Source organism: Bacillus sp. FSL W8-0629, from assembly GCF_038593225.1.
GTDB classification, from domain to species: Bacteria; Bacillota; Bacilli; order Bacillales; family Bacillaceae; genus Bacillus; species Bacillus altitudinis.
This window is the reverse complement of the sequence record NZ_CP151975.1, coordinates 3,254,104-3,279,668: the sequence shown is the minus strand read 5'-3', so window position 1 is coordinate 3,279,668 and position 25,565 is coordinate 3,254,104. Positions and strand designations below refer to the sequence as shown.

Genomic DNA, 25,565 nt, shown 5'->3' with positions numbered 1-25,565 from the left:
TTGATGGGGAAATTTCAAAAACAGTTATTAGTAAACCAAAAGAAAAGAACGACTGCTAATCAGGAACTTTCTTATTTTAAGCAAATGTTAAAAGCCTTCGAAGAGAATCAAGATTTTAACGAGCTTGAAAAAAGGCTGGAAAATATACCTAATTTCCATGTGCCGGAGACCTTGGTAGATATACAAACTCAAAAGACTCAGACAGTTGAAAACCAAAGGAAAAAAGAGTACCTTCAATATTTAAAAAAGAATCACAAAAAAGGGTATTATGAATCCATAAAATCTCAAATAAATGTTTTGCCTTCTAGCAATGGAACGAGATTTTTTCAGAAGAGTCAAGTCACAATTGGAATTATCGCAGATGAATTTTTGTACAAAAGCCTAAAAGATGCAGCCAATTTTATTTATATCAATCAAGATAATTTTGAAGAAGAGGCAGGAAGAATTGATCTATTCCTAGTATCAACTGCTTGGAAAGGATTAGATGGTAAGTGGAAAGGGCTCGGCAATCCTAAAATTAAAAAGGTACGAGACGAAATAAATGCGATTATCGAGCTTTATAAGAGTAAAAGTATTCCTGTAATATTCTACTCTAAAGAAGATCCAGTTAACTACGAGCAGTATATTGACTTAGCTCAACAAGCAGATCATATCTTTACAACATGTAGTGAAGTTCTAGAAGATTACAGAAAAGATTGTCCGAATGCCAGGTCATACGATGTACTAGAGTTCGCTGTAAACCCGTTGTATCATAATCCTATAGGAACCAGAATGAATAGAAGGGATGATATTCTATTCGCTGGGTCTTGGTATCAAAAGTATCCATATCGACAAGAGGATACTCAAGAGTTATTTGAAGGTGTGCTTAATGCCGAGAAAGATTTGACTATTATTGATCGGAACTTCTTCTTGAAATTGGAGCGCCATTTTTATCCAAAAAAATATGTACCTTTTATTGTTGAATCAACAGACCATGAAACGCTTCAAAAAATACACAAGTTATATGATTTCACTTTAAACTTGAATTCAGTAAAATATAGCAAGACGATGTTTGCAAATCGCGTATATGAGTTACAAGCAACAGGAACTATTGTCATTTCAAACTATAGTGTGGGAATTAACAGCAAATTTCCTAATGTGTTTTTAGTGAATACTAGTGAAGAGTTGAAACAATATTTGCTTAAATTGACTAAAAAAGAAAAGTATCAAATTCAAATGGAAGGTGTTCGAACCGTTTTAAAATCCGAAACGGCTTTCCATAGGGTAAACGAATTGATACAAATAGTTAATAATGATCATATAGGACATCTAAATCGAAAAGTCCTTGTTGTAGCAGAGAACCTAAATGAACATGTGATTGAAATGTTTAATAAACAGTCCTATCCTGATAAGACACTTATATCTCAAGATGAAATGTCGGAAGAGATGTATAATAACTATGACGTCATTGCGTGTTTTAGCAATAAATATGAGTATGGACAATTTTATTTAGAAGATATGATAAATGCATTCAAATATACACGTTGTGACTATATTACAAAAGATACTTATGAGTATAATGGTGAGTTTACGACTGGTGTAGAGCATAATTATGTTGAAAGAATAGAAGACCGGTTTAGGACTGTTTATTGGAGAAAGTCATTCACCTGGGGAGATATTGAAAAGAGTTCAAATACCTCTATTTCCAATGGATATAGTGTTGATCCTTTGGAATTATCAGTGAATGTACGTGAAATCATGGATAATGAACCAACTCAAGAATATTTATTATCTGTTATTATCCCTGTTTATAATAATGGCAGACATCTATTATATAAATGTTTCCAAAGTCTTCAAAGAAGCTCTATATTTGAAAAAATGGAGATTATTTTAGTGGATGATGGGTCGACTGATAATATAACAGATCATATTGTACAGGCCCTTGATAAAGATTTCGAGAATGTCAAATCGTATTTGTATCCAAAGGGTGGAAGTGGTAGCGCCTCTCGACCTAGAAATAAAGGGCTGGAACTTGTGACAGCGGATTGGGTAACATATCTAGATCCAGATAACGAAGCAATTACAGATGGATATAAAGAACTCTTAGATGCTACTTTATCTGAAGAACATGATCTGTTTATTGGTAATATGATAAGGCTTTCTGATAAAAAGGAAGTATTCACTTACTACCCTAATATGATGTCCCTTAATGATGGAGTAGATCACAGGCAAGGACCGCATTCGGACTTTTTAATAAATGTTGCATTTAAAGCAATGAGTATACAAGCTTTAATTGTAAAGAGAGACTTGTTGATAAAAAATGAACTGAGAATGGTAGAAGGAGCACTTGGCCAAGATACACTATTTTTCCAAAAAATGTTGTTAAAAGCGAAGTCTTTCAAGGTGTTAAACACACCTATCCATATTTATTATGCTATGGTTGAGAACTCTTCAATCAATCGAATCGATAAGAGCTTTTTTGAAAAGTACTTTATATTAGAAAAAGAAAGAATTGAATGGTTAAAGGAAGAAAACCTTTTAGCAGCTTATAAGAAGAAAAAGTTAGAGAAATACGTAGAGAATTGGTATTTGAAAAAGTTCAGCCTTATTCATCAGTATGACAAAAGTGAAGCAAGAGATATATTAAAAGGCATTTTGAATTTATACGAAGGTATGAAATGGAAAAATGATAACATAATAGAGTTTCTAAAAGAAAAAGATTAATTCTAACGCCTTATGGATAACATAAGGCGTTTCGTTCTTTGCAAAACACCAAAAACGGTTTGGGAATTACGTCGCTTAAGTCAATATTTACTTTAATGAAAAAAGTATTTTGACATATTCGTCATTTAAATGTGAAGACTTTGTATAAGGCGAAAGATGAAAAGAAGGAATTTTTCTGTTACAATTATGAGCGGTGCTTTTATCAATTTAAAGTCTATTCTATTCAATTAAAATTAAGGAAGATTAGAGTGAATGCATTGTATAAAATTCTAAAAGAGCAGTTTGGTTCAATGCCATTAATTTTAAGGTTAGCTGTATATGAAACCAAATCAAAATACCAATTGAATTATTTGGGCGTTCTGTGGCAATTATTGAACCCACTAATTCAAATTATGGCTTATTGGTTTGTGTTCGGTTTAGGTCTTAGAGGGGCCGGAAGAACCGCAGAAATGGCAGACGGTTCTCACGTAAGTATACCCTTTCTTATTTGGATGTTAGCAGGTTTAATTCCATGGTTTTTTATTAGTTCGACGATTACAGAGGGTGCGAATAGTGTTTTTAAACGCATAAACTTAGTATCTAAGATGAATTTCCCTATTAGTGCTTTGCCTTCAGTAGTCATCACTTCTAATTTATTCAGCTACTTTTTAATGATGGTTATTTATGTGATTATGCTCATAGCAAATGGCATCTATCCTGATATCCACTGGATTCAATATATTTATTATTTTATCTGTATGATTGCGTTTATGTTCGCTTTCAGTCTGTTTAATTCAACGATTAGTGTTCTTGTTCGAGATTATCAACAACTGTTGCAATCCTTGACAAGATTACTCATGTTTTTGCTGCCTATCTTATGGGATATTGGAGATAAATTCACGGGTAAGTATGAATGGATTGCGACTACCCTAAAATTAAATCCCTTATATTATATTATTGATGGATTTAGGAAAAGTTTTATTAAAGGAGATTGGTTTTTTCAAGATGTCAAATATACGCTTTATTTTTGGCTGATTACACTTCTTCTTTTAATAGTTGGTTCATTGCTTCATTTGAAATTTAGGGATAAATTTGTCGATTTTCTTTAAAAAGTAAGGAGATTATACGATGAAACTAAAGGTTTCGTTTCGAAACGTATCCAAGCAGTATTTTCTATATAAAAAGCAGTCAGATAAAATCAAAGGGCTGTTTTTTCCGAATAAAAACAATAAAGGTTTCTTTGCTGTTCGTAACGTTTCCTTTGATGTATATGAGGGTGAGACAATTGGTTTTGTTGGGATCAATGGGTCTGGAAAATCGACCATGTCGAACCTTCTAGCGAAAATCATTCCTCCGACAAGCGGTGAGATTGATATGGACGGCCAGCCTTCGTTAATTGCCATATCAGCAGGGTTGAACAATCAGTTAAGCGGGAAAGACAACATTCGTTTAAAATGCTTAATGATGGGTCTGACAAATAAGGAAATTGACGATCTTTATGAAAAAATCGTAGAGTTTGCGGATATTGGAGACTTTATTGATCAGCCTGTAAAGAGCTATTCAAGCGGAATGAAATCCCGTCTGGGCTTTGCCATATCAGCACATATTGATCCAGATATCCTCATTATTGATGAAGCACTGTCTGTAGGAGATCAAACCTTCTATCAAAAATGTGTGGATCGCATTACAGAATTTAAAGAGCAAGGAAAGACGATCTTTTTTGTTAGTCACTCCATTGGTCAAATTCAAAAAATTTGCGACCGAGTTGCATGGATGCATTATGGCGAGCTTCGTATGTTTGATGCTACGGATAAGGTCGTAGAAGAATACAAAGGGTTTGTGAATTGGTTTAACAAGCTTTCTAAGAAAGAGAAACAAGAATATCACATGGAACAGAAGGAAGCTCGAAAAGGAGTACACAAGGCAGAAAAAGTCACTCGTTATAAAGATAGAGGAGAGAAACGTTCATTTTTTGGTCCTGCATTTCAAGTGACCTTTGTTACAATCTTGACGATTTTACTTGCTCTTTCGATGTTTTCAGATCGCCCACTTCGAACGCTGGCCACCTTTGGGGCCATTACGTTAAATAAAACAGAAGTGCCCCAGTCCACAAGTTCTCAGCCGAAGGATACGTCTTTAAAAAAGGTTGATCAACAAGGTATTGTTGTGGAAGATCCATTAACAGTCTATAAAGACCAAGCCATGAAGGAAAAGGCAGACGTCTCGTTGTCGTTTGGACAAGAAGTACAGGCTATAGGTGAAAATAAAAAAAACGTTCAAATTAAAACAGCAGCAGGAACTTATTTTGTGGAGCCGAAAGCCTTTAAGACGACGGATAAATTGAAGCCATTATCCATCGGACCAGGTCAGTTTAATTCTTATGTATCACCTGCATCTGCAGGTTCGTATGAGTACTTACTTTCTTTTCTTGGAAAAGAAGAGTCTGTGCTGAAGCAAAGAATGCAGACGCTTAGCTCGGTCAAAAGTGAACAAGGCGATACCATTGAGCGGCTGACCACTGAGAAAACCGATTATGTGATTGAAAATGGCCAGGCAGATACGATGGTGTTCCACGAGATCATGCCCATCTCTCCTTCAACACTTGGGCTGACAGAACAAAATGTCTGGATGAATGAAAAACAAACGAAATTCGCAGTAAAAGGCGAAAATCATCTATTTGTTATCGATAATGAACAGCATACGCTGACTGTTTCAGCGAGCAAATAAAAAGCTGCCGATGCCGGCAGCTTTTTTTAATTCACTTCTTCTTTTTCAAGTAGCTGTTTCATAAATGGAATGAGTTTTTTCTTTAGCTCTTCATCTTGTAGGGCAAACTCTAGCGTTGTTTCGATGAACCCTTGCTTCTCTCCGACATCATATCGTTTTCCTTCAAAATCATAGGCAAATACACGCTGGATGTCATTAAGCTTTTGGATGGCGTCTGTCAGCTGAATTTCTCCACCTGCACCAATTTCCTGTTGATCAAGGTACATAAAGATCTCTGGCGTGAAAATGTAGCGCCCTAAAATAGCTAAATTGGATGGTGCGGTTCCTTGCGGCGGCTTTTCAACAAAGTTTTTTACTTGATAGCGGCGGCCTTCTTGGGTAAGAGGATCAATAATCCCGTAGCGATGCGTATCGCTGTCCGATACCTGCTGAACACCAATTACAGATGAAAGGGTTTTTTCATATTCATCCATCAGCTGGCGAAGTCCAGGTGTTTCGGCTTGGACAATATCATCACCTAATAAAACAGCAAAGGGTTCATCACCGATAAAGTTGCGTGCGCACCAAACGGCATGTCCGAGTCCTTTAGGTTCCTTTTGGCGGATGTAATGAATATCAGCAATATTAGAGGATTTTCTCACTTTTTCTAAAAGTTCACTTTTTCCTTTTTCTTCAAGGTTGCGCTCAAGCTCTGGCGCAAAATCAAAATGATCCTCAATGGCTCTTTTCCCTTTTCCAGTGACAATAATAATGTCTTCAATTCCTGACTCAACAGCTTCTTCAATAATATATTGAATGGTTGGTTTATCAACGATTGGTAGCATTTCTTTAGGCATAGCCTTTGTGGCAGGGAGGAAACGTGTCCCGAGACCTGCAGCTGGTATAATGGCTTTACGTACTTTTTTCAATGAACTTTGCACCTTCCTTACATAGATAACCGATTTAATAATGAATGTTAGTTCTTGGTCGTCTTTATAAAGTGTAACTTACAAATCATAGGAAAGACAAATGATTTCACTAAAAATGATTTTTAGATAGTTTACATTTTATATGTTAAATGTAAAGGAGGGTGAATGATAACGTTAATTCAATGTAAATTTCTTTTTTATATCATTAAATTTATCCTCCAAATTGTGTATAATTGAAAGTATTATATTAGGAAAGAGGCATAGACCAGTGAAAAAACTAAATGTAATGACTATTTTCGGTACTAGACCTGAAGCAATCAAAATGGCTCCACTTGTCCTTGAACTTAATAAACATCCACAAATAAATTCAATTGTCACTGTAACAGCTCAGCATAGAGAAATGCTAGATCAAGTTCTTGAGGCATTTTCTATTACGCCAGACCATGATCTAAACATCATGAAGCAGCGCCAAACATTATCTGAAATTACATCAAATGCATTGTTGAAACTAGATCAATTATTCCAAGAAGAAAAACCTGATATTGTGCTTGTTCATGGCGACACAACGACAACCTTTGCAGGAAGTTTGGCTGCGTTCTATCACCAAATTTCTGTCGGCCACGTCGAAGCTGGCTTAAGAACTCACAATAAATACTCACCGTTCCCTGAGGAATTGAACCGCCAAATGACAGGCACTATTGCTGACATTCATTTTGCCCCTACGGCTGAGGCGAAGCAGAATCTTTTAGTAGAAAATAAAAAAGAAGAGACCATCTGTGTGACAGGGAATACGGCCATTGACGCCCTGCAAACAACAGTCACAGAACACTATCAACATCCAATTCTAGAGAAGATCGGTTCAGATAAAATGATCTTATTAACGGCTCATCGCAGAGAAAATCTCGGTCAGCCGATGAAGAACATGTTTAGAGCGATTCGCCGTGTTGTCGAAGAATTTGAAGATGTTCAAGTCGTATACCCTGTCCATCTAAATCCTGCTGTTCGTGATGCGGCTCAGACAGAATTCAGTGATCTTGATCGTGTGCACTTAATTGAGCCGCTTGAAGTAGTTGATTTCCATAACTTCGCTGCTGCGTCGCACTTTATTTTAACGGATTCAGGCGGTGTGCAAGAGGAAGCTCCTTCTTTAGGAAAGCCAGTATTAGTGCTTCGTGATACAACAGAACGTCCTGAGGGCGTGAAAGCTGGTACGCTTAAGCTTGCAGGAACCGATGAGGAAACCATTTATCAGATGGCAAAAGAGCTGTTAGAAGACAAGCAAGAGTACGATAACATGTCAAAGGCTTCTAACCCTTATGGTGATGGACAAGCGTCGAAACGAATTGTCCAAGAACTCCTTCATCGTTTTGGTTTAAGTGATGAAAAACCAGCCCCATTTCAATCATAAAAAAAGAAGACTACATTCCTGTAGTCTTCTCAGCGTGTAGACAAACCCTCGCATTCTTTGTCAGTCCTGCGTGCTGGTGCTCACGAATGTCAAATTCGCTCCGCTCCAGTTCTCGTCCTTCCTAGACTTCAAGGGCTTTCTATCACGCTGAAAAGAAGACAAAGGGCTAAAATCAAGTTCATTTTAGCCCTTTGTCAACAATCGGAGAAGACTACATTCCTGTAGTCTTTTTTTACTGCTCCAAACTATCCTTCAATTCCTTCTTCACTTTCGCTAAACTACTGTCATCAAGCTGATAGTAATAAATATTATTGATTCGTGTGCCTGTTCCCTTTAGCTCGTGCTGTTTCACTTTTTTCCTTGCATCACGATAATCATTCATCATCGTCCACATGTCGTCAAAGGACATATTCGTTTTCATGTTGTTTTCAACGACTTTAAACATATCGCCGAATTTCGTAATAGAGGAAATGTTAGCCCCTTTTGCAATAATACCTTCGATGACTTGGCGCTGTCTTTCCTGACGACCGAAGTCACCTTTAGGATCTTGCTTTCTCATTCTTGTATAGGCAAGGGCTTGATCACCGTTCAGGTTAATCTCTCCTGTACCAAATGAATGGCCATCATAGCTGAAAGCAAACGTGCTGTTCACCGTAATCCCGCCAAGTGTATCGACAATGTCTTTAAAACTTTCCATATTCACTTTCACAAAGTAATCCACAGGTACATCAAGCAGTTCCTCTACTGTATCTGCCGCCATTTGTGTACCGCCGAAAGCGTAGGAGTGGTTGATTTTATCCATTGTGCCTTTTCCGACAATCTTTGTATATGTATCGCGGGGGATACTCACCATCTCAGTTGTTTTCGTTTTCGGATTCACTGTCATGTATATTAATGTATCTGCACGGCCGCGGTCATTCTTTCTTTCATCAACACCCATGACTAAAATGGAGATCGGGTCTTTTTTACTTAAATCGACATCTTTGTCACGCTTATCTGACTTCTTTAAGTTCTCCTGAATGCCTGCGACAGTTGATGCGGCTGTATTCCAAAGATGATAGGCATAGCCGCCCGTTACTAATACAAACAAGCCAATAATAGATAAAATAATCCAAAGTGCTTTTTTCTTATTTCTTTTTCTCTCTGCTCTCATTCTGTCCCTCACCTTTTCTCTCATTCTCCCATGATTATAGGTTTACGAATCTTGATAAACAAGTTATTTTTTTACTCTGAACCTAGATATAGACGTTGTAACAAAAAAAAGGTTTCAAAAAACCTTAAATTTACCTTAAAATATTAAGTTATAAGACGATACAAAGACATGAGGTGAAAAAAATGAAGAAAATCGTCGTTTTACCGTTCTTAATACTACTACTAGGTATCGTGCTCACAGCATGTGGAACGGCTGAGCAATCCTCAGGAGAAAACAAGACAAGCAGTTCAACTCCTCAGGTGCTGGAAGAAAAAGCTGAATTTATTGGAATGGCTGATGCACATACAGTCGAAGTAAAAAAAGTGAATACGACCTTAAGCTATGAATTTACGGATAATTTTAAAGATGTATTAAATGAATTTAAACCAGGTGACAAAGTAGAAATCTCTTACTTTATCAATGACAATGGTCAAAAAGAAATTCAAAAGATTGAAAAACAGAAGTAAAAAAAGATGGGCGGGATGAACAAAATTGAAGAAAACAGGCATTACACTTATCGTTCTCATGACAATGACACTATTAATTGCACCTTTTCAGTCTGCCATGGCCAGCTCGACAATTTCAGTGAAATTGTCTAATTATATAGGAAACAAAACAAGCATGGATATTTCAACAACTGGGGAATACAAGCTGTCAGGATCCAATGTTGCTGTGACGAAAAGATATGAGGGGAATAATAGATACGAAGTAGCCAATAGTATTGCTGATGCTGGCTGGAAGAATCCATCAACTATCGTTGTCGTAAATAAGGATGCTTTCGATCATGCAATGACCGTTTCTCCATTGGCTTATAAATTAAATGCACCAATTCTTTATTCTGGTGCTGCAAAGCTAACAAAAGCAACTGAGAACCAAATTAAAAAAATGAAACCCGATAACATCTTAATCATTGGGGATACAAAAAGTATTTCGTCTACCACTGAGAAAACCTTAAAAAAGTACGGGAAGATTAGAAGAATAAGTGGAAAAGATAAATTTGAAATATCTCAAAAAGTAGCCAAAGAGATGGGGAGTTATAAGCAAGCAATTGTTGCTGGCGGGGCTTCCTTTATGAATGGGACATCCATGATCTCTTATGCAGCTAGAAATGGGTATCCAATCTTATTAACAAAGAAGAATTCAATTCCGACTTATAAGATTCCTAGTAAGGTAATTGTAGTTGGAAGTACAAAAAGCATTAGCGAAAAAGTAGAAAAACAATTAAAAAAGACTTCACAAGTTACACGAATCAGTGGTGAAAATCGCTATGAACTTTCTGTTAACATCATCAAGAAATTAAAGTTAAATGTAGATAAAGTATATCTTGCTAAAGGTTCTAGCTCAAAATATGCAATTCCTATGTCACTTTTAGCAGCGAAAAACAATCGTACTATGATTTATGTCAAAAAAGATTCTTTCTCTTCTTCTTTAAAGAAACTTTTAAAAGAAAACGGCACACATACATATCATATAGCAGGCAGTTCAAGTGTGCTTTCAGATACGCTCAAAAACGCTTTAGCCAAACAAGTCTATCTGAAAAAAAATCAAAACTACCAATTGAATATTTCTAACGGAAAAATTTCATTAAAAGGTATTAAGACGTATAACACATTAAGAGTTGTTCCTGAGAAATATTCAACCAAAAATGTCCTTCAAATCGCAGGGAAGCCTTACTTAGGGAACGTTAACTTTGCTATTGAATCAGGATATATCAGGCCGACTAATGAAAATATTCCATTTGAAGACTATCTAAAAGGTGTTGTGCCAAACGAAATGCCTGCAAGCTGGCATGTTGAGGCATTAAAAGCACAAGCGGTTGCCGCTAGAACGTATTCAGTGAAAAGTATTGGAAAAGTCGTACCTGATACAACAGCCTTCCAAGTATATGGAGGATATAACTGGTACACAAATTCAACAAAAGCTGTTGATGCCACAAAAGGCAAGGTTCTAAAATACAACAATCAACTGATTTCAGCCACCTATTATTCTAGTAATGGTGGATACACTGAGGCGAGTGAAGAAGTATGGGGAAATGCACTGCCATACTTAGTCGCCAAGCAGGACACAAAAGATCCTGTCAATGCGTGGACACTGAAGTTGTCTAAAAAGCAATTAGGCACTACGTTGACTGCAAGTACAGCAGCTTCTGAGTGGTCTAAGGCAAAAGAAGCCAATGCTGCCGACCTTGCTGGTCTAAAGTCATGGCTGTTGAAAAATAAAGAAACAGTTGCATCTGACATGAGAATTGCATCTATTTCAAGCCTGACATTCTCAGGAAAAACAAAAGGTCAGCGTGCGAAGACTGTTTCAATCAAGCTGAATTACCATCTGAAAAACAAAACAGGTACGTATACAGTGAACAAAAGTACAACGGCAAGTATGAAAATGACAGAGTTTAGAACAGTCATGGGCGCAACAAAGGTGAAAAGTACGTTTGCGTCAGTAAAGAATAATACAAATGATTTCACGATTTCAGGAAAAGGCTATGGTCACGGTATTGGGATGAGTCAATACGGCGCCAAAGCTAGAGCTGAATCTGGAAACTCGTATTCTTCTATACTTTCGTTCTACTATCCAGGTACAAAACTAACAAATTATTAAAGTTAAGGGAGGACACAGAAGATGCGCTCAATGATCAAAACAGCCATCCTCAGCCTCATCGCCATTTTCATTATTGTTCCAACTGCTTCAGCGGACAATTCTGTATCACGAATAGATGGGGGAAATCGTTACTCTTTATCTGTCAATGTGGCGAAAAAAGGTTGGGGAACAGCGAATACCGTTGTGCTAGTAGGGAAAAAAGCTTACGCTGATGCAACAGCAGCTGTCCCTTTAGCGTATCAACATAATGCGCCAGTTCTTTTTACAAATAGTAAAAACCTTTCATCAGAAACGAAGAAAGGATTAACGTCATTAAAAGCGAAAAATGTGATTGCGATTGGAACAACGGCAAGTGTTTCAAATAATGTCATCAATCAAGTAAAAAAACTAGGGATTTCAACAAAACGAATTACGGGAAAGAACAGATATGAAATCTCTACGAATATTGCAAAGCAAATGAAAAAACCAGCTGGTGTAGTGGTTGTAGAAGGTCATTCGTATGCGCATGGGATTGCGATTGCGCCATATGCTGCACAAAAAGGTTTCCCAATTTTATATACAGATAAAAAGGGACTTCGTTCTGAAATTTCAACTTTCGCAAAAGCTAGTAATATTAAGCAAACAATTGTGATTGGCGGCGAATCGTATGTTACCAAAGCAGCATACAACAAGCTAAAGTCGCCAACGAGAATAAAGGGCGCTAACCGCTATGATATTGCAGCAAAGATTGTGAATAAGTATAAACTAAGTACGAGCAATACGTATGTTGCGAGAGGATTTGGTTATGCCTCTGCACCAGCAGCTGCTGGCATTGCAGCGAAAGAAAAGAAAGCTCTTTTATTAACAAATGAGAAAACTTTGCCTGTCCATACTCGGTCAATTATCGGCAGTAAAAACATAACGAAATTCACAGTAGTCGGAAATTCAACGACAGTGACGAATACTGTAGCATCTCAATTAAAGAACCCGGTTGTAGGTAAAAAAGTATTCCTTGACCCTGGCCACGGTGCTCAAGATTCTGGTGCTGTAGGATATGGTCTTTATGAGAAAAATTTAAACTTAGACGTAGCGAAGAGAGTGAACACTAAACTGAAAAATGCTGGTGCACTCACTACCATGTCAAGAACATCAGACACATTCGATAGTCTTCAAACACGGGTGAGCAAAGGTGCGTCAGCGAATGCAGATATCTTCATCAGTGTCCATGCGAACTCAAATGATAACAGCAGTGCAAATGGAACTGAAACGTATTATGACAAAACATATGCGGCAACAAACAGCTTGAAGCTCGCGCAAAATATTCAGCCTAAAATGGTCAGTGCATTAGGCACAAGAGACCGTGGCGTGAAGACAGCTGCCTTCTACGTCATTAAATATTCTAAGATGCCAAGCGTTCTCTTAGAAACTGGTTTTGTTTCCAGTCCAGTTGATTCAAATATTTTGAAATCCGCTACTTATAAAGATCGATTGGCGTCAGGTATTTCAAGCGGTGTTTCAGGCTATTTTAGATAAGAAAACATACAGATGAGGGGTGCCGAAGATACACCTCTTAGGCTGCTCGAGAAACGACTCTCGGCAGCCTTTTTTCAAAAGTACATGAAGTGTTTCCTGGGTTCCATGATGAAGGGTTCAAAACCAAGGAGGTTGACTTCATGCGTTCTTATATCAAATGTTTTGTTTTAATTGTGGTTTCACTATGTTTATATGCACCATCAGCATTTGCGCAGCACAATGTATCGAAGATTGAGGGAAGTAATCGATATGAGGTGGCAGTTAACGCTGCAAAACGAGGCTGGTCGACAGCACCTACAGTTGTTTTAGTAGGCGGTGAAGCTTATGCTGATGCGCTAAGTGCTGTGCCGTATGCCTTTCAGCAAGGAGCCCCAGTGCTGTTAACGAATACTAGCAGTCTATCAGGTGCAACTAAGTTAGGTCTTCAGCAGTTGAGAACGAAGCGTGTCATCATTCTTGGCGGAACCGCAAGCATTTCTCAAAAAGTCGTAGCGCAGCTAAAAGCAATGAATCTATCCGTATCGCGAATACAAGGAAAGAATCGATATGAATTGGCGGCAAACGTTGCTAAGCAAATGAAGAGTGTTGATACAGCTGTGATTGTGAATGGTTCTGCTTATGCAGATGCTGTGGCGATTGCTCCATATGCTGCAAAACAGGGCTTTCCTATTTTATTAACCGATGCAAAAGGGCTGCGGCAGGAAACAGCCAATCTATTAAAAAGCAAAGCGGTGAAACGGACGATTGTGATTGGCGGGGAAACAAGTGTCAATCAAGCAGCCTATCAAAAGCTGCCATCACCCGTGAGAATCAGCGGAGCCAATCGGTATGAAGTGGCAGCCCGAATTGCGAAAACATACCCGATGAAGACAACCCAAACGTATATGAGTAACGGCTATGCATATGCCGATGCGGCAGCTGCGGCAAGTACGGCAGCCAAGCAAGGGCAAACCCTTCTTCTTACAGACGCTCAATCAGTGCCAGATGCGATTCGTCGTGTCATTGGGACTAAAAAGATTTCAACATTTACAGTGGTGGGCGGAACATCAACCATACGAACCAGTGTGATCACACAGCTGAAAAATCATGTGTTAGGTGAAACCATCTTTATTGATCCAGGCCATGGTGCGCAGGATGCTGGAGCGGTAGGAAATGGGCTGTTTGAAAAAAATGTTAATCTGGATGTTGCGTTAAAACTGCAAGCACGGCTCAAACAAGCGGGTGCGCTGACGGTCATGTCTAGAACATCTGATACATTTGATTCCTTGCAAACACGTGTAAGCAAAGGATCACAGGCTGGTGCGGATGTGTTCATCAGCATCCATGCCAATGCAAATGATAATAGCGGTGCAAATGGAACAGAAACGTATTATGATGCGACGTATGCTTCGGCCAATAGTTTAAAGCTGGCACAAAAGGTACAGCCCCAGATGGTGAAAGCCCTTGGCACAAGAGATCGCGGTGTGAAGACAGCAGGGTTCTACGTGATCAAGTATTCAAAAATGCCCAGCATCTTGCTTGAAACGGGGTTCGTAACCAGTCCGATTGATGCCAGTATATTAAAATCATCGACTGCCAAGGAGCGGATGGCTTCAGGAATCGCTGCAGGTGTATCTCAATATTTTGAATAAAATAGATCGAATGAATGATATGTCAAGTTAAAAATACATTTCATTTCAGGTTATTTTTGTTATAATCGAAACATAGAGGGTGGATTTTTCACGTATTTGCCTTCCAATGAAAGCAAATCGACAAATCATGAAGAGGTGACGATCTTGAAAAAATTAATCACAATGCCGTTTTTAGTTTTACTTCTAGGTGTAATGCTCACAGCATGCGGCACATCAAATCAGTCAAACGATAACAATACGGATAACAGCAAAAAAGAAACAACTGAAGCAGCAGATCAAAAGAAAGAAAATGCAACAGATGAAAAGACGGAAGACAAGTCTGCAAGTGAAAAAGCAGATGATGAAAGCAAAGAAACAGCTGCTCAAACAGAAGACCAAGCAGGTCAATCTGATGAAGATGCAAAAGAAAGCTCAAGTAAGGAAATCACAAAAGAAGAAACGACAAACGATCAGTCAAAAGCTGAATCTAAAACAAAAAAAGAATCTACAACGAAGAAAAATGAAGTCACCAAAGAAGGCACATATGTCGGTTTGGCTGATGGACATACAATTGCTGTCAACATTGATGGAAAAGAAGTAGCCATTCAATTCGGAAATACATTTTCTAAACAAGTGAACAGCCTAAAAGAAGAGTCAAAAGTGAAAGTAACTTATACAAAAGATGCAAACGGAACGCTTAGACTGAAGACGATCGAATCCGTAAAGGCAAAATAAAAAAAAGACACGTAGACCCGCAGAAATGCGGGTCTTTTTTACGTTTAAAAGGGCATAACTTGATATAAGGGCACATTCTTAACACACTTTTACAAGACTTAACAGCCCATTTACATTTGCTTAATGTTGCTCTGCTAAACTGACTTTCATAGAACATCTCTTTACACAACAACTACTTTGAATGGTGAGGTGCAGGTCAGTGAGCGCAGAGAAAGCGATGAACCTTTACAGAGAATATGAAGTGAGACGAAATCACTCTTTTGCTTTAACAGAACATATGGTTCGATATTTATTTGCAAAACGTTTCATAGATGTTGTGTTCTCGTTCATCGGATTGATGTTGAGTACGCCAATCATTTTACTGTTTGCCCTTTTAATTAAGCTAGAAACACCAGGGCCAGCCTTTTATATGCAGGAAAGGGTCGGAAAAGACGGTGTCTACTTTAAATTATGGAAGCTCAGATCGATGAGAACCAACGCAGAAAGCGGAGGAGCGAAATGGGCGCAAAAAAATGACCCTCGTATCACCAAAGTGGGGGCATTCATCAGAAAAACAAGAATTGATGAACTGCCGCAATTTATCAACGTGTTAAAAGGAGAAATGAGTATTGTAGGTCCACGTCCTGAAAGACCAATGTTTACTGCCGAATTTAATCGGACGATTCCAGGCTTTACAAAAAGACTGACAGTGAAGCCGGGGCTGACTGGTCTTGCTCAAGTAAATGGGGGATATGAAATGAGTCCAAGTGAAAAATTATCACATGACTTACAGTATATTCAAAACTTGACATTTTCTCTCGACACGAAGATTATGGTAAAAACGTTAAAAGTCATCGTGACTGGTGACGGAGCCAGATAAGTAAAGTAGGGAAGAGAAATGGCAAGTATGAAAAATCGCCTGCTGGGCGGAGCAAAATGGACAAGCTTGTCCGCATTGATCATTACCATCATCCAAATTGCACAGTTCGCCTTTTTAGGAAACGTAATGTCACTGAAAGAATTTGGACTCGTTGGCATGATCACAACGGTCACAATATTTACACAGATTTTACTTGATCTAGGCATCGGTGCTGCGATCATTCAAAAAGAACAAACGACGGAACGTCAATTATCTACATTATATTGGATCAACTTGCTGACGGGAATTCTCTTGTTTTGTGTATTGATCCTCGCAAGTCCCTTGATTGCCGCCTTTTATGCCAGACCTGAGCTGGAAGGCTTGCTCAAGTTATTATCAATCATGTTTCTCATTGCACCAATTGGTCAGCAATACCAATACATGATGCAGAAAGATTTAGCCTTTAAAACCTTAAGTACGATTGAGACGATAGCGACGATTATTTCGCTGATTGTTCTACTTATCCTAGCCTTTTTCATCAATCCAATTGTGGCCTATGTGGTCTCTCAAGTGCTGCTTCAATCAGGAAAAGGTCTCATGTATGCAGCGGCTTATTGGAAGAAGTGGCGCCCAGCACCCGTTTTCGCATTAGGGGAAGTGAAAGAGTTTTTCTCCTTCGGGGCTTTCCAGCTTGCGTCAAGACTCGTCAATCGGGCAGGCTCAAACATCGACATGATTTTAATAGGACGGTTTCTTGGAGCAGAGGCATTAGGGATTTACAGCCTGGCTTATCAAATCGTCACAATTCCGGTGCTGAAAATTAACCCGATTGTGACGAGAGTGGCTTTCCCAGTTTTCGCAAAAAGTCAGCGTGATCACTCTAGGCTGCGTGAGGGCTTCCTCAGCATGACGAATATGCTTGCACTCATTGGTTTTCCACTACTCATTGGTCTTGCTGCCGTATCAGATAGCTTTATAGAAGTGGTGTTTGGAGAGAAATGGCTAGTGGCGGTCCCGGTTTTGAATATTTTGTGCATTGTCGGTCTACTCCGTGTGCTGATGAATCCAAATGGTTCCATCCTTCTTGCGAAAGGGAGAGCTGACTTAGCATTTTATTGGGATACAGGCATGCTCATCGTATATGGATGCGCCTTATATGCAGGAGTCCATACTGGCAGTCTATTGACTGTAGCTTGGGTCTACTCAGGGGTCAGCCTGCTGAACTTCATTGTCGGCAGGTGGCTGATGGCTTATGTCATTCAGCTAGATATGAAGGTGTATGTAAAATCACTCGTAAAGCCTGCTGTCATGACGCTGTTAATGGCCGCCTGCGCAGTGACTGTTCATCAAGGGATGAAGCTGACATCAGCGGATATACTGCTTCAATTACTACTGACGATTGGTTTAAGTGCGGCTTTATATAGCTTGCTACTTGTCAAAATGTATCCGCAGATGGCAGGGAAATTATGGAGAAGAGGTCGTTCGTCATGAAGGTGCTATGGCTGACAAGTGTATATCCTAGTGAAAAACATCCTAGTGAAGGCGTCTTCCATGAAACGCAAGTGCAGGAGCTGGTCAAACAGGGCGTAGAAGTGAGCGTGATTTGTCCTACTCCTGTCAATCCGCCCATCTTACGGATGCTTAAAGCTTCCTATCGTCAGAGAAAAGATCTTCCCCAGCAGGAAGTGAGGTGCGGCGTGCCGGTTTACAGACAGCCCTATACAGCGCTGCCTGGACAGCTAAAATGGGCTCAGCCGAGTAAACGAATCGCAGCTTCTGTCCTGCGCACAATGGAGCGTTATGAACTGTCACCGGATTTCATCCATGCGCACTTTGCTATGCCGTCTGGCGGCGCAGCAGCTGTGATCAAAAAGGAAGCAAACATCCCTTATCTTCTGACCTTACACGGCAGTGATGTGAACGTCTATCCAACCTATAGCCAAGGGGCGCTTGCCGCCTTTAAAGCAGCAGTAAAACAGGCGTCTGCTGTTCTCACAGTGAGTGAAGAGCTGGCAAAGAAAACACATGACATGACAGAGGTGGATGCACAATGCCTCCCGCTTGGAATTCCGCTCAAGTCATTTTCTAGAACACTGGGGGATCAAACAGCCATCAGAAAGCAGATTGGTTTACCGCTTCACGACAAGCTCGTCGTTTTTGTCGGCCGTTTAGTCAAAGAGAAAGGTTTGTTTGAATTAGCGGAAGCTGTCAGCGGGATGGAGGGTGTAAAAGCCGTCTTTGTCGGAAAAGGACCCCTCGCAAAGGAGCTGGCCGAACGGGCGGGAGAATCCATTATACTCCCGGGGCAGGTGCCGAATGAACAAGTCAAACATTATTTAATGGCAGCTGACCTGTTTGCCCTTCCATCCTACAGTGAAGGAATGCCGACTGTCGTCCTTGAGGCGCTCGCTTTAAAACTGCCTGTCATCGCAACACGGGTTGGTGGTCTCCCATCACTATTTTCTACCTATCAACATCTGCTCATTGAACCGCGTTCAACGAGTCAGCTAAAAGAAGCGATTCACGCTTATCTTTATGAAAACAGATGGAACGAGCAAGTGAAGAACGATCTTCACCACATCGTCCATACAGATTATTCATCATCACATAATGCTACGCTCCTGATTCAGCAATATGAAAAGGTGCTGAATCAATCAACATCCACCGTTTAAACAGGATGAAATGTGCAAAGACTGATAGATAAACAGTTTGGAACGACCAATATGCTTTTACTGAGAGGATGAAACATGTTGAAGAAAATTGCTGTGATTGGAACAGGATATGTCGGGTTAGTATCGGGTACTTGTTTTGCTGATATCGGAAATCACGTCATTTGTTGTGACATCGACGAATCAAAAATCAACAGCTTAAAAAGCGGTCTCGTTCCAATTTATGAACCGGGCTTAAAGGAATTGATTGAGAAGAATACAGAAGAGGGAAGATTGTGTTTTACAACCAATATTCCCGCTGCAATTCGAGAATCAGAGATTATTTATATTGCTGTAGGAACACCAATGACACCTCAGGGGGAAGCGGATTTAACATTCGTGAAAGCTGTGGCTCAAACGGTTGGGGAACACCTGAATGGCTACAAAATCATCGTGAATAAGAGCACAGTGCCAGTTGGAACAGGACGTCTTGTTCAAGCCATTGTTCAAAAGGCTTCACGCAGTAAATATCCATTTGACGTCGTCTCCAATCCAGAGTTTCTGCGGGAAGGTTCAGCTATTCAAGATACGATGAATATGGAGAGAGCGGTGATTGGCTCTACAAGCGCACATGCATCCACGATCATTAAAAAATTGCATGATCCGTTTCAAACAGAAGTAGTTGAGACCAATCTAGAAAGTGCAGAATTGATTAAGTATGCGGCAAATGCCATGCTCGCCACAAAAATCTCATTCATCAATGACATTGCGAACATTTGCGAGAGAGTTGGTGCTGATGTGGAAAAAGTCAGCGAAGGCGTTGGGTTAGACAGCCGGATCGGGCATAAATTTTTAAAAGCAGGCATTGGATTTGGTGGTTCTTGTTTCCCAAAAGATACGATGGCTCTTCTCAAAATTGCCGAAACAGCTGGCTACCGGTTCAAGCTGATCGAATCTGTCATTGAAACTAACAACCACCAAAGAGCCCATCTTGTCAGCAAACTGATGAGTGTGTTCGGTGATATTAAAGGAAAAACGATTTCCATTTTAGGGCTCGCATTTAAACCAAATACAAACGATATGCGTTCAGCCCCAGCACTAGATATTATTCCAATGCTGAGAGAGCTCGGAGCTTTTGTCAAAGCCTATGATCCAATTGCTTATGTAGAAGCAGAAAGAGAGCTTGGCCCGCAGGCGGTCTTCAGCAATGATCTCTATGAAACAGTGAAAGATACAGATGCTTGTCTCATCTTAACGGAATGGGATGACGTACAGAAGATGGATAAGGATCAGATCAAGCAGCTGCTTCGTTCTCCCATTTTAATTGATGGAAGGAATTTGTTTGATCCAGCAGAAATGAAAGAGAGAGGATTTATTTACCAGTCTATCGGCCGCCCAGGCGTATGGGAAACAGAATTGGTATCGAAGGCACAATAATAGGGGGAACTTGGATGAAGAAAGTATTGGTAACTGGGGGAAGTGGATTTATAGGATCTCATACGGTAGAGGCTTTATTAGAGAAAGGTTATGAGCCCATCGTTCTTGATAACTTTTCAACTGGATCGAAGGAAAATATCGCTCATCTTTCTGTACAATGCATTGAAGCAGATATCACAAAATCAGAAACGGTCGATTTGATCAAACACATTGCACCAGATTATATCATTCATCTTGCAGCGCAAGTGAGTGTAGCCGTTTCGGTTCAACATTTCGTCTACGACGAAGAGGTCAATATTAAAGGTTCGTTGCATGTGATCAAAGCAGCGGCTGAAGCCGGGGTGGAGAAAGTGGTGTTTGCCTCATCGGCAGCAGTCTATGGAGACCCAGTCTATCTGCCGGTCGACACAGCTCATCCACTGCAGCCTGGTTCACCTTATGGCTTGTCGAAACTGACAGTTGAACGATACTTACAGATGGCAAAATCACTCTATGATGTGGACTATTGTATTATGCGGTACAGCAATGTATATGGTCCGCGCCAAGATGCACTTGGTGAAGGCGGTGTTGTCTCAATTTTTTCTGATAAGTTTGCAAAGCATGAGGCACCTTTCATCTTTGGAAACGGGGAACAAACAAGAGATTTCATCTATGTAGGCGATCTAGCCGCAGCGAATGTTGCAGCTTTAACAGCTCAATCAAACGTTTGTTTAAATATCTCATGTGGTCATTCCATCACGGTGAATGAGCTGTTTCAAACGATGAAGCGAGTCACGAGATCAGATCTTGAACCGATTTATAAGCCTCAGCGTGCAGGAGATATTGTGCATAGTACATTGGAAAATGAGGAAACGAAACAAGTCTTAGCATGGGAGCCTGTTGTGAGTTTACAAGAAGGTTTGGCTCGTACCATTTCCTACTATGAACAGGAAGTAAAGGCTTAATCCCTCAAATCGGATGGGTTGCTTAGGAGGAACAAGGGTATGAGTGTGAAACAAACAGCATGGCAAATCATAATCGGATGTATTTTATTAGCAGCAGGTATCGGGCTTGTACAAATGGCATCCACGCAGCCTATCGGGTTAAAGAAGATGGTGGTCATTCCGGTTTTGATTGTGGTGCTCATAGCGGCTGCTATATGTATGAAGCTCTATATGAATGGTGAGCACATATTCATGTCAGCCATTTACCTTTTGATTGCATTAACATTTCTCAATAACGCTTTTTTCTCTATCAGTGCCGGATTCTTTAGTCTCTTTCTCTACCGCATCATGCTCTTGGCTGTCTTTGCTTTATTCATATGGCGGATGAGAGACAAAGGAACGTACATATCCCAGTGGCAGCAAATTCGCGTTAAAGGCATTCTTGGTTTTTTCGCTGCATGGTTTCTTTACGGACTCATCTCACTGCTTTGGGCTCATTCGGTCACAGACGGCCTGAAATATATGTCTCTTCTTGCGATGGGAATGGGTTTTGTCTTTCTTGTGGTCATGTACATTCAGCGAATGGATCAGATCGTGACTTTTTATAGTATTTGGCTAGTCATGACCGTATTTGTGATGGGAATCGGGTTCTATAATCACTTGACCTTGAACCATTTACCGAATACCTCATTGTATCTTGGACCAGCGTACAAACAGCACTATCCTACAGCTGTCTTCTTTAATCAAAATGACTTTGCGACGTTTTTATCTATTAGCTTTTTCTTATATGTGGCGTGTATGCGCCAAATGAAAAATGGTTATATCAAAGCGTTCGGATTACTAGGAGCCATCTTAGCGCTGTATCTCATTTTGTTAACAGAATCGCGCGCCAGCTTGCTTGGCATATTAGCCGGAGCGGCAATCTATGTATGGCTGTTGATGCCTCGCTTTTTAAAAAAGTGGTCCATCATGGCAGCAGGCGGGCTTGTTATCATCTGTATCGCCATTTTTTCAGCCAAAATCTATTCTGTCTTTTATGACTTGTTTCTCGCTTCTCAGGTCGCTCATTCTTTTAGCGAACCACTCCCGTCCAACATTGCCCGGGCGAATTTAATCAAAAACGCTTGGTATTTCTTTACGAATTCATACGGTTTCGGAGTCGGAGCGGGCAATGTGTCTTATTACTTAGCTCACTTTTCTATCTTTGATACAGATCAGGTCGTGGAAGTTCACAATTGGCTGCTAGAGGTGATGACGAATTTTGGGTTTGCCGTCATGCTAGGTTATATCTCAGTGTATGCCTATCTCATGTTCTCACTGTACAAACAATACCAATTGGCTGACACGAGATCAGCCAAGATGATCATTGAAGGTCTATTTGCTGCCATGCTGAGCTTTCTCGTCTCAAGTATCAGTCCTAGTTCCGTATCGAATTTATATTTCCACTGGGTGTTTCTAGGGCTGGTGATCGCAGCGGTCAATATCATGAAAAATAAACAGCGCTTCAAGCCGTGGGCAAACGTGTGATGCAGAGTTTGTATGGCTACACTAGTGAAAAAGCAAATACGTCAATGTTGGGAGAATGAGCATGTCTGGTTTTATGTTAAGAATAGGGAAGCGAATGAAAAAATATATCGTCTGGCTTGTGCTGCTGCCCGTTGTATTGGCTGCTTTTGGTTTCTTTTTTGCCAAGGGGACAGTAGAACAGTCTAGTTACACAGCTGCTGTGACCTTGACGCTTGGGAAATATGACGACGGTGTGTATAACAATATGGAAGAAGTGACATCTCTATTAAAAAGTGATGCATTTCTGAATCAAGCACTCCGTGATGTAAAGGAAGAAGAAAGGCAGGATGTGAAAAATCGTTTGATTCTCACGAACCAGTCCGATACACAATTGCAGTTGTCGTTTACAGATGCTGATCAAGCTCGAGCTTTGGCGGTAGTGAAACAAGTGTCAGATACATTTTTAAAGCAGGACAAAGCCTTATTTACGAAAAGACAGCAAGTCATTGAAAGGAGACTATCCGCTCTTGAAGATGAATCTGTCAGCAATGACTCCAAGGTCGATAAAGAACGATTTTTATATGAATTGGAATCGACAAAGCTCGGGATGAAGCAGGCAAAGATTGTCGATCCTGCCCAAGTGCTTGATGAAGCAGGCAAAGGCATGTCAGCGAAAAAACGAGCACTGCTTGGACTTGTCATTGGCCTTAGCATCTCGCTTATGTTTGTGGTGTTACCTGAAGTGTTCAAAGAATCTTAATGATGAACTGGAGATGAGTCTTAGGTGAACAATCAACCGTTAGTATCAATTATTACACCGGCGTATAATGCGGAACGTTATTTAACGGATACAGTTCATTCCGTCCTTGCCCAAACCTATTCCAACTGGGAGCTGATCATTGCAGATGATTGCTCAACAGATGGCACAAGGAAGTTGTTAGGGGAATTAAGTCAGACGGACGACAGAATCAACGTCATTTATTTAGAGGAAAACGGGGGAGCCGCTATTGCTAGAAACACCGCCATCAAACAGGCGAAAGGCCGCTTTATCGCTTTTTTAGATAGCGATGATATGTGGAAACAGACAAAGCTCGAAAAGCAGGTCAAGTTTATGTTAGAAAATGATCATGCCTTTACTTTCACGGCATATGACATCATTTCAGAAAATGGAGAGCCGTTACAAAAAACCGTCACAGCGCCGGCTCAGTTGAACTACAATGAAGCTTTAAAAAATACGATTATCGGCTGTTTGACGGTGATGCTCGATCTTCAACAAGTAGGACACGTGGAAATGCCAAACATTCGAACAAGGCAGGACTTAGCCACATGGCTCTCTATTTTAAAAAAAGGATTTACTGCCTATGGAATGAGTGAGCCGCTCAGTGAATATCGCATCGTGGGAAACTCGATTTCTAGTAACAAGTGGAAAGCAGCGAAAAAAACATGGTTTGTCTACAGAGAAATTGAGCAGCTTCATTTTGTGAAAGCATCTTGGTGTTTTATGCACTATGCCACAAATGCTGTCAAAAAGCGCTTATAAACAGAAGGGAAAAAAGGTGATGAAGGTGAAAGCAGAGTCGATCATACATGTGATTGTCGCAACGGGAGAATGGGGACACGATGGCCTAAGGTACAGACGGCATCGACTGGCGGAATTTCTTGCATCTGATCCAGAAACGAAAGAGGTCATCTGGGTATGCCCATCTGCCAATCGTCATTCAGCTCCCTTTCAGCCTATAACGGATCGAATGAAGCAAATGACCATTCCTGATGTGCTCAAGAGCAAGTTTTTTCGCTTTGGCCGTTATCAAGATATGTTTTATTTTCATAAATTATCTCCTCTTCTTGAGCATTTGCGTCAAGAAGAAAAGCAGGGCATAGCCGTCTGTTTATGGTATACGTTTCCGGGATTTCCGCTCTTATCTTCTTTATTTGAATGGAAACATATTGTGTATGATTGCAGTGACCTGTGGGGAGAGCCCATCAGCGGAAAAAACAACATTCTCTCTTATATGAGACAGCGAGTCATTGTAAAAGCTGAAAACCGCATTATTAAATATGCACACAGCATTACATGCTCTTCACAATACTTACATGATCAAATCAAAAAAAGGCTCATGGGTGAACCGAAAGATGTCTTTACAGTGGAAAATGGCGTCGAGTATGATGTGTTTGCAAAAAGCAACCTCCCTAGCAGGGAAGACGTGCTAGAGGGAAGAGAGGGAACGGTTCTTGGCTTTATAGGTGGGATCAAGCCGAAGCTCGATTTTGACATGATCGCTCAAGCTGCTCGCATGCAGCCAGATTGGACATTTTTATTTGTCGGTCCGGATGGAACGAATGGAGATCCATCTTTTCAGCATGCACTCAAACTGCCCAATGTCCTATGGACAGGAGCAGTCGCACCAGAAGAAGTGCCTGCTTATATGAAATTAATTGATGTAGGGATGATGCCATACAAACAGTCTCCTTACAATCAAGCGGTTTTTCCGCTCAAGCTGTATGAATTTTTAGCTGCCGGAATCCCTGTTGTTGGTTTAAATCTTCCATCAACGGAAAGGCTAAAAGAGAATGATGTGTATGAATATGTAGAGGGCGAAGATCCAGCTCTCTTCGTAGAAGCCTGCCAGAAAGTGATCAGTAAAAAAGATGACATGAAATGCAGACATCTAAGACAAAGCCGGGCAAAGAAAAAAGATTGGCACGCACTGTTCACAAACATGGTGGAATTAACGAATATTAAAGAAAACGCATAATTCATTCAGGATTGTGCGTTTTTATTTGTTTCTTCTTCTTAGGGGGAGCTTGTGATCATCCTATATTCAATTGTATAATGGA

20 protein-coding genes are annotated in these 25,565 nt (G+C 40.1%); 18 read left to right on the top strand and 2 right to left on the bottom strand.

What is annotated here, in order from left to right; all coding sequences use genetic code 11:
* The first annotated feature begins 3 nt into the window (after window positions 1-3).
* The 3 genes from NSQ17_RS17020 to tagH all read left to right on the top strand — a co-directional run bounded on the left by NSQ17_RS17020 (window position 4) and on the right by tagH (window position 5,409).
* The gene (locus NSQ17_RS17020; RefSeq protein ID WP_342467620.1) at window positions 4-2,703 is read left to right on the top strand and encodes a glycosyltransferase; all 2,700 of its coding nucleotides are present in this window, start codon (window positions 4-6) and stop codon (window positions 2,701-2,703) included.
* Between the two features lie 248 nt (window positions 2,704-2,951).
* Window positions 2,952-3,791, top strand: a complete 840-nt coding sequence (locus NSQ17_RS17015; RefSeq protein ID WP_025208081.1) for an ABC transporter permease — start codon at window positions 2,952-2,954, stop codon at window positions 3,789-3,791.
* 19 nt (window positions 3,792-3,810) lie between these two features.
* Window positions 3,811-5,409: a teichoic acids export ABC transporter ATP-binding subunit TagH gene (gene tagH, locus NSQ17_RS17010; RefSeq protein WP_342467619.1), complete on the top strand. Its 1,599-nt coding sequence runs from the start codon at window positions 3,811-3,813 to the stop codon at window positions 5,407-5,409.
* 26 nt (window positions 5,410-5,435) lie between these two features.
* Here the strand turns inward: tagH and galU are convergent, their stop codons facing one another.
* The gene (gene galU, locus NSQ17_RS17005) at window positions 5,436-6,317 is read right to left on the bottom strand and encodes a UTP--glucose-1-phosphate uridylyltransferase GalU (protein ID WP_041507852.1); all 882 of its coding nucleotides are present in this window, start codon (window positions 6,315-6,317) and stop codon (window positions 5,436-5,438) included.
* A gap of 268 nt (window positions 6,318-6,585) precedes the next feature.
* On the opposite strand from galU, the gene wecB reads away from it, so the two are divergent.
* Window positions 6,586-7,725 (top strand): UDP-N-acetylglucosamine 2-epimerase (non-hydrolyzing), encoded by a 1,140-nt coding sequence (wecB, locus tag NSQ17_RS17000; protein WP_041507851.1) that lies wholly within the window; start codon window positions 6,586-6,588, stop codon window positions 7,723-7,725.
* Window positions 7,726-7,957: 232 nt separating this feature from the next.
* On the opposite strand, the gene NSQ17_RS16995 is transcribed toward wecB, so the two are convergent.
* Window positions 7,958-8,878 carry a LytR family transcriptional regulator gene (locus NSQ17_RS16995; RefSeq protein WP_073412884.1) on the bottom strand — a complete coding sequence of 307 codons (921 nt, stop codon included), beginning with the start codon at window positions 8,876-8,878 and terminating at the stop codon, window positions 7,958-7,960.
* A gap of 182 nt (window positions 8,879-9,060) precedes the next feature.
* Here NSQ17_RS16995 and NSQ17_RS16990 point away from each other — a divergent pair, with 182 nt between their 5' ends.
* The 14 genes from NSQ17_RS16990 to NSQ17_RS16925 all read left to right on the top strand — a co-directional run bounded on the left by NSQ17_RS16990 (window position 9,061) and on the right by NSQ17_RS16925 (window position 25,483).
* Window positions 9,061-9,384, top strand: coding sequence for a hypothetical protein (locus NSQ17_RS16990; RefSeq protein ID WP_024719258.1), 324 nt, complete (start codon window positions 9,061-9,063; stop codon window positions 9,382-9,384).
* Window positions 9,385-9,409: 25 nt separating this feature from the next.
* A complete protein-coding gene (locus tag NSQ17_RS16985) occupies window positions 9,410-11,518 on the top strand; it encodes a SpoIID/LytB domain-containing protein (RefSeq protein WP_342467618.1) in 2,109 nt (702 codons plus the stop codon).
* 21 nt (window positions 11,519-11,539) lie between these two features.
* On the top strand, window positions 11,540-13,030 hold the full coding sequence (locus NSQ17_RS16980; protein ID WP_025208076.1) for an N-acetylmuramoyl-L-alanine amidase: 1,491 nt from the start codon (window positions 11,540-11,542) through the stop codon (window positions 13,028-13,030).
* A gap of 140 nt (window positions 13,031-13,170) precedes the next feature.
* On the top strand, window positions 13,171-14,661 hold the full coding sequence (locus NSQ17_RS16975; protein WP_342467617.1) for an N-acetylmuramoyl-L-alanine amidase: 1,491 nt from the start codon (window positions 13,171-13,173) through the stop codon (window positions 14,659-14,661).
* Between the two features lie 135 nt (window positions 14,662-14,796).
* Window positions 14,797-15,375: a hypothetical protein gene (locus NSQ17_RS16970; RefSeq protein WP_223255607.1), complete on the top strand. Its 579-nt coding sequence runs from the start codon at window positions 14,797-14,799 to the stop codon at window positions 15,373-15,375.
* 199 nt (window positions 15,376-15,574) lie between these two features.
* Complete coding sequence (locus NSQ17_RS16965; RefSeq protein ID WP_008348294.1) at window positions 15,575-16,234, top strand: exopolysaccharide biosynthesis polyprenyl glycosylphosphotransferase; 660 nt, start codon at window positions 15,575-15,577, stop codon at window positions 16,232-16,234.
* A gap of 18 nt (window positions 16,235-16,252) precedes the next feature.
* Window positions 16,253-17,704, top strand: coding sequence for an MOP flippase family protein (locus tag NSQ17_RS16960; RefSeq protein WP_342467616.1), 1,452 nt, complete (start codon window positions 16,253-16,255; stop codon window positions 17,702-17,704).
* A complete protein-coding gene (locus NSQ17_RS16955) occupies window positions 17,701-18,885 on the top strand; it encodes a glycosyltransferase (RefSeq protein ID WP_342467615.1) in 1,185 nt (394 codons plus the stop codon). The genes NSQ17_RS16960 and NSQ17_RS16955 overlap by 4 nt, the downstream gene beginning before the upstream one ends.
* A gap of 75 nt (window positions 18,886-18,960) precedes the next feature.
* Entirely contained in the window at window positions 18,961-20,298 is a 1,338-nt protein-coding gene (locus NSQ17_RS16950) for a UDP-glucose/GDP-mannose dehydrogenase family protein (RefSeq protein WP_342467614.1), read from the top strand.
* Window positions 20,299-20,312: 14 nt separating this feature from the next.
* Window positions 20,313-21,242 (top strand): NAD-dependent epimerase/dehydratase family protein, encoded by a 930-nt coding sequence (locus NSQ17_RS16945; protein ID WP_342467613.1) that lies wholly within the window; start codon window positions 20,313-20,315, stop codon window positions 21,240-21,242.
* 39 nt (window positions 21,243-21,281) lie between these two features.
* Complete coding sequence (locus tag NSQ17_RS16940; RefSeq protein WP_041507842.1) at window positions 21,282-22,748, top strand: O-antigen ligase family protein; 1,467 nt, start codon at window positions 21,282-21,284, stop codon at window positions 22,746-22,748.
* 61 nt (window positions 22,749-22,809) lie between these two features.
* On the top strand, window positions 22,810-23,487 hold the full coding sequence (locus NSQ17_RS16935; RefSeq protein ID WP_024719248.1) for a hypothetical protein: 678 nt from the start codon (window positions 22,810-22,812) through the stop codon (window positions 23,485-23,487).
* A gap of 24 nt (window positions 23,488-23,511) precedes the next feature.
* Window positions 23,512-24,267, top strand: a complete 756-nt coding sequence (locus NSQ17_RS16930) for a glycosyltransferase family 2 protein (RefSeq protein WP_008348281.1) — start codon at window positions 23,512-23,514, stop codon at window positions 24,265-24,267.
* Between the two features lie 19 nt (window positions 24,268-24,286).
* Complete coding sequence (locus tag NSQ17_RS16925; RefSeq protein WP_342468113.1) at window positions 24,287-25,483, top strand: glycosyltransferase; 1,197 nt, start codon at window positions 24,287-24,289, stop codon at window positions 25,481-25,483.
* Window positions 25,484-25,565: the final 82 nt, after the last annotated feature.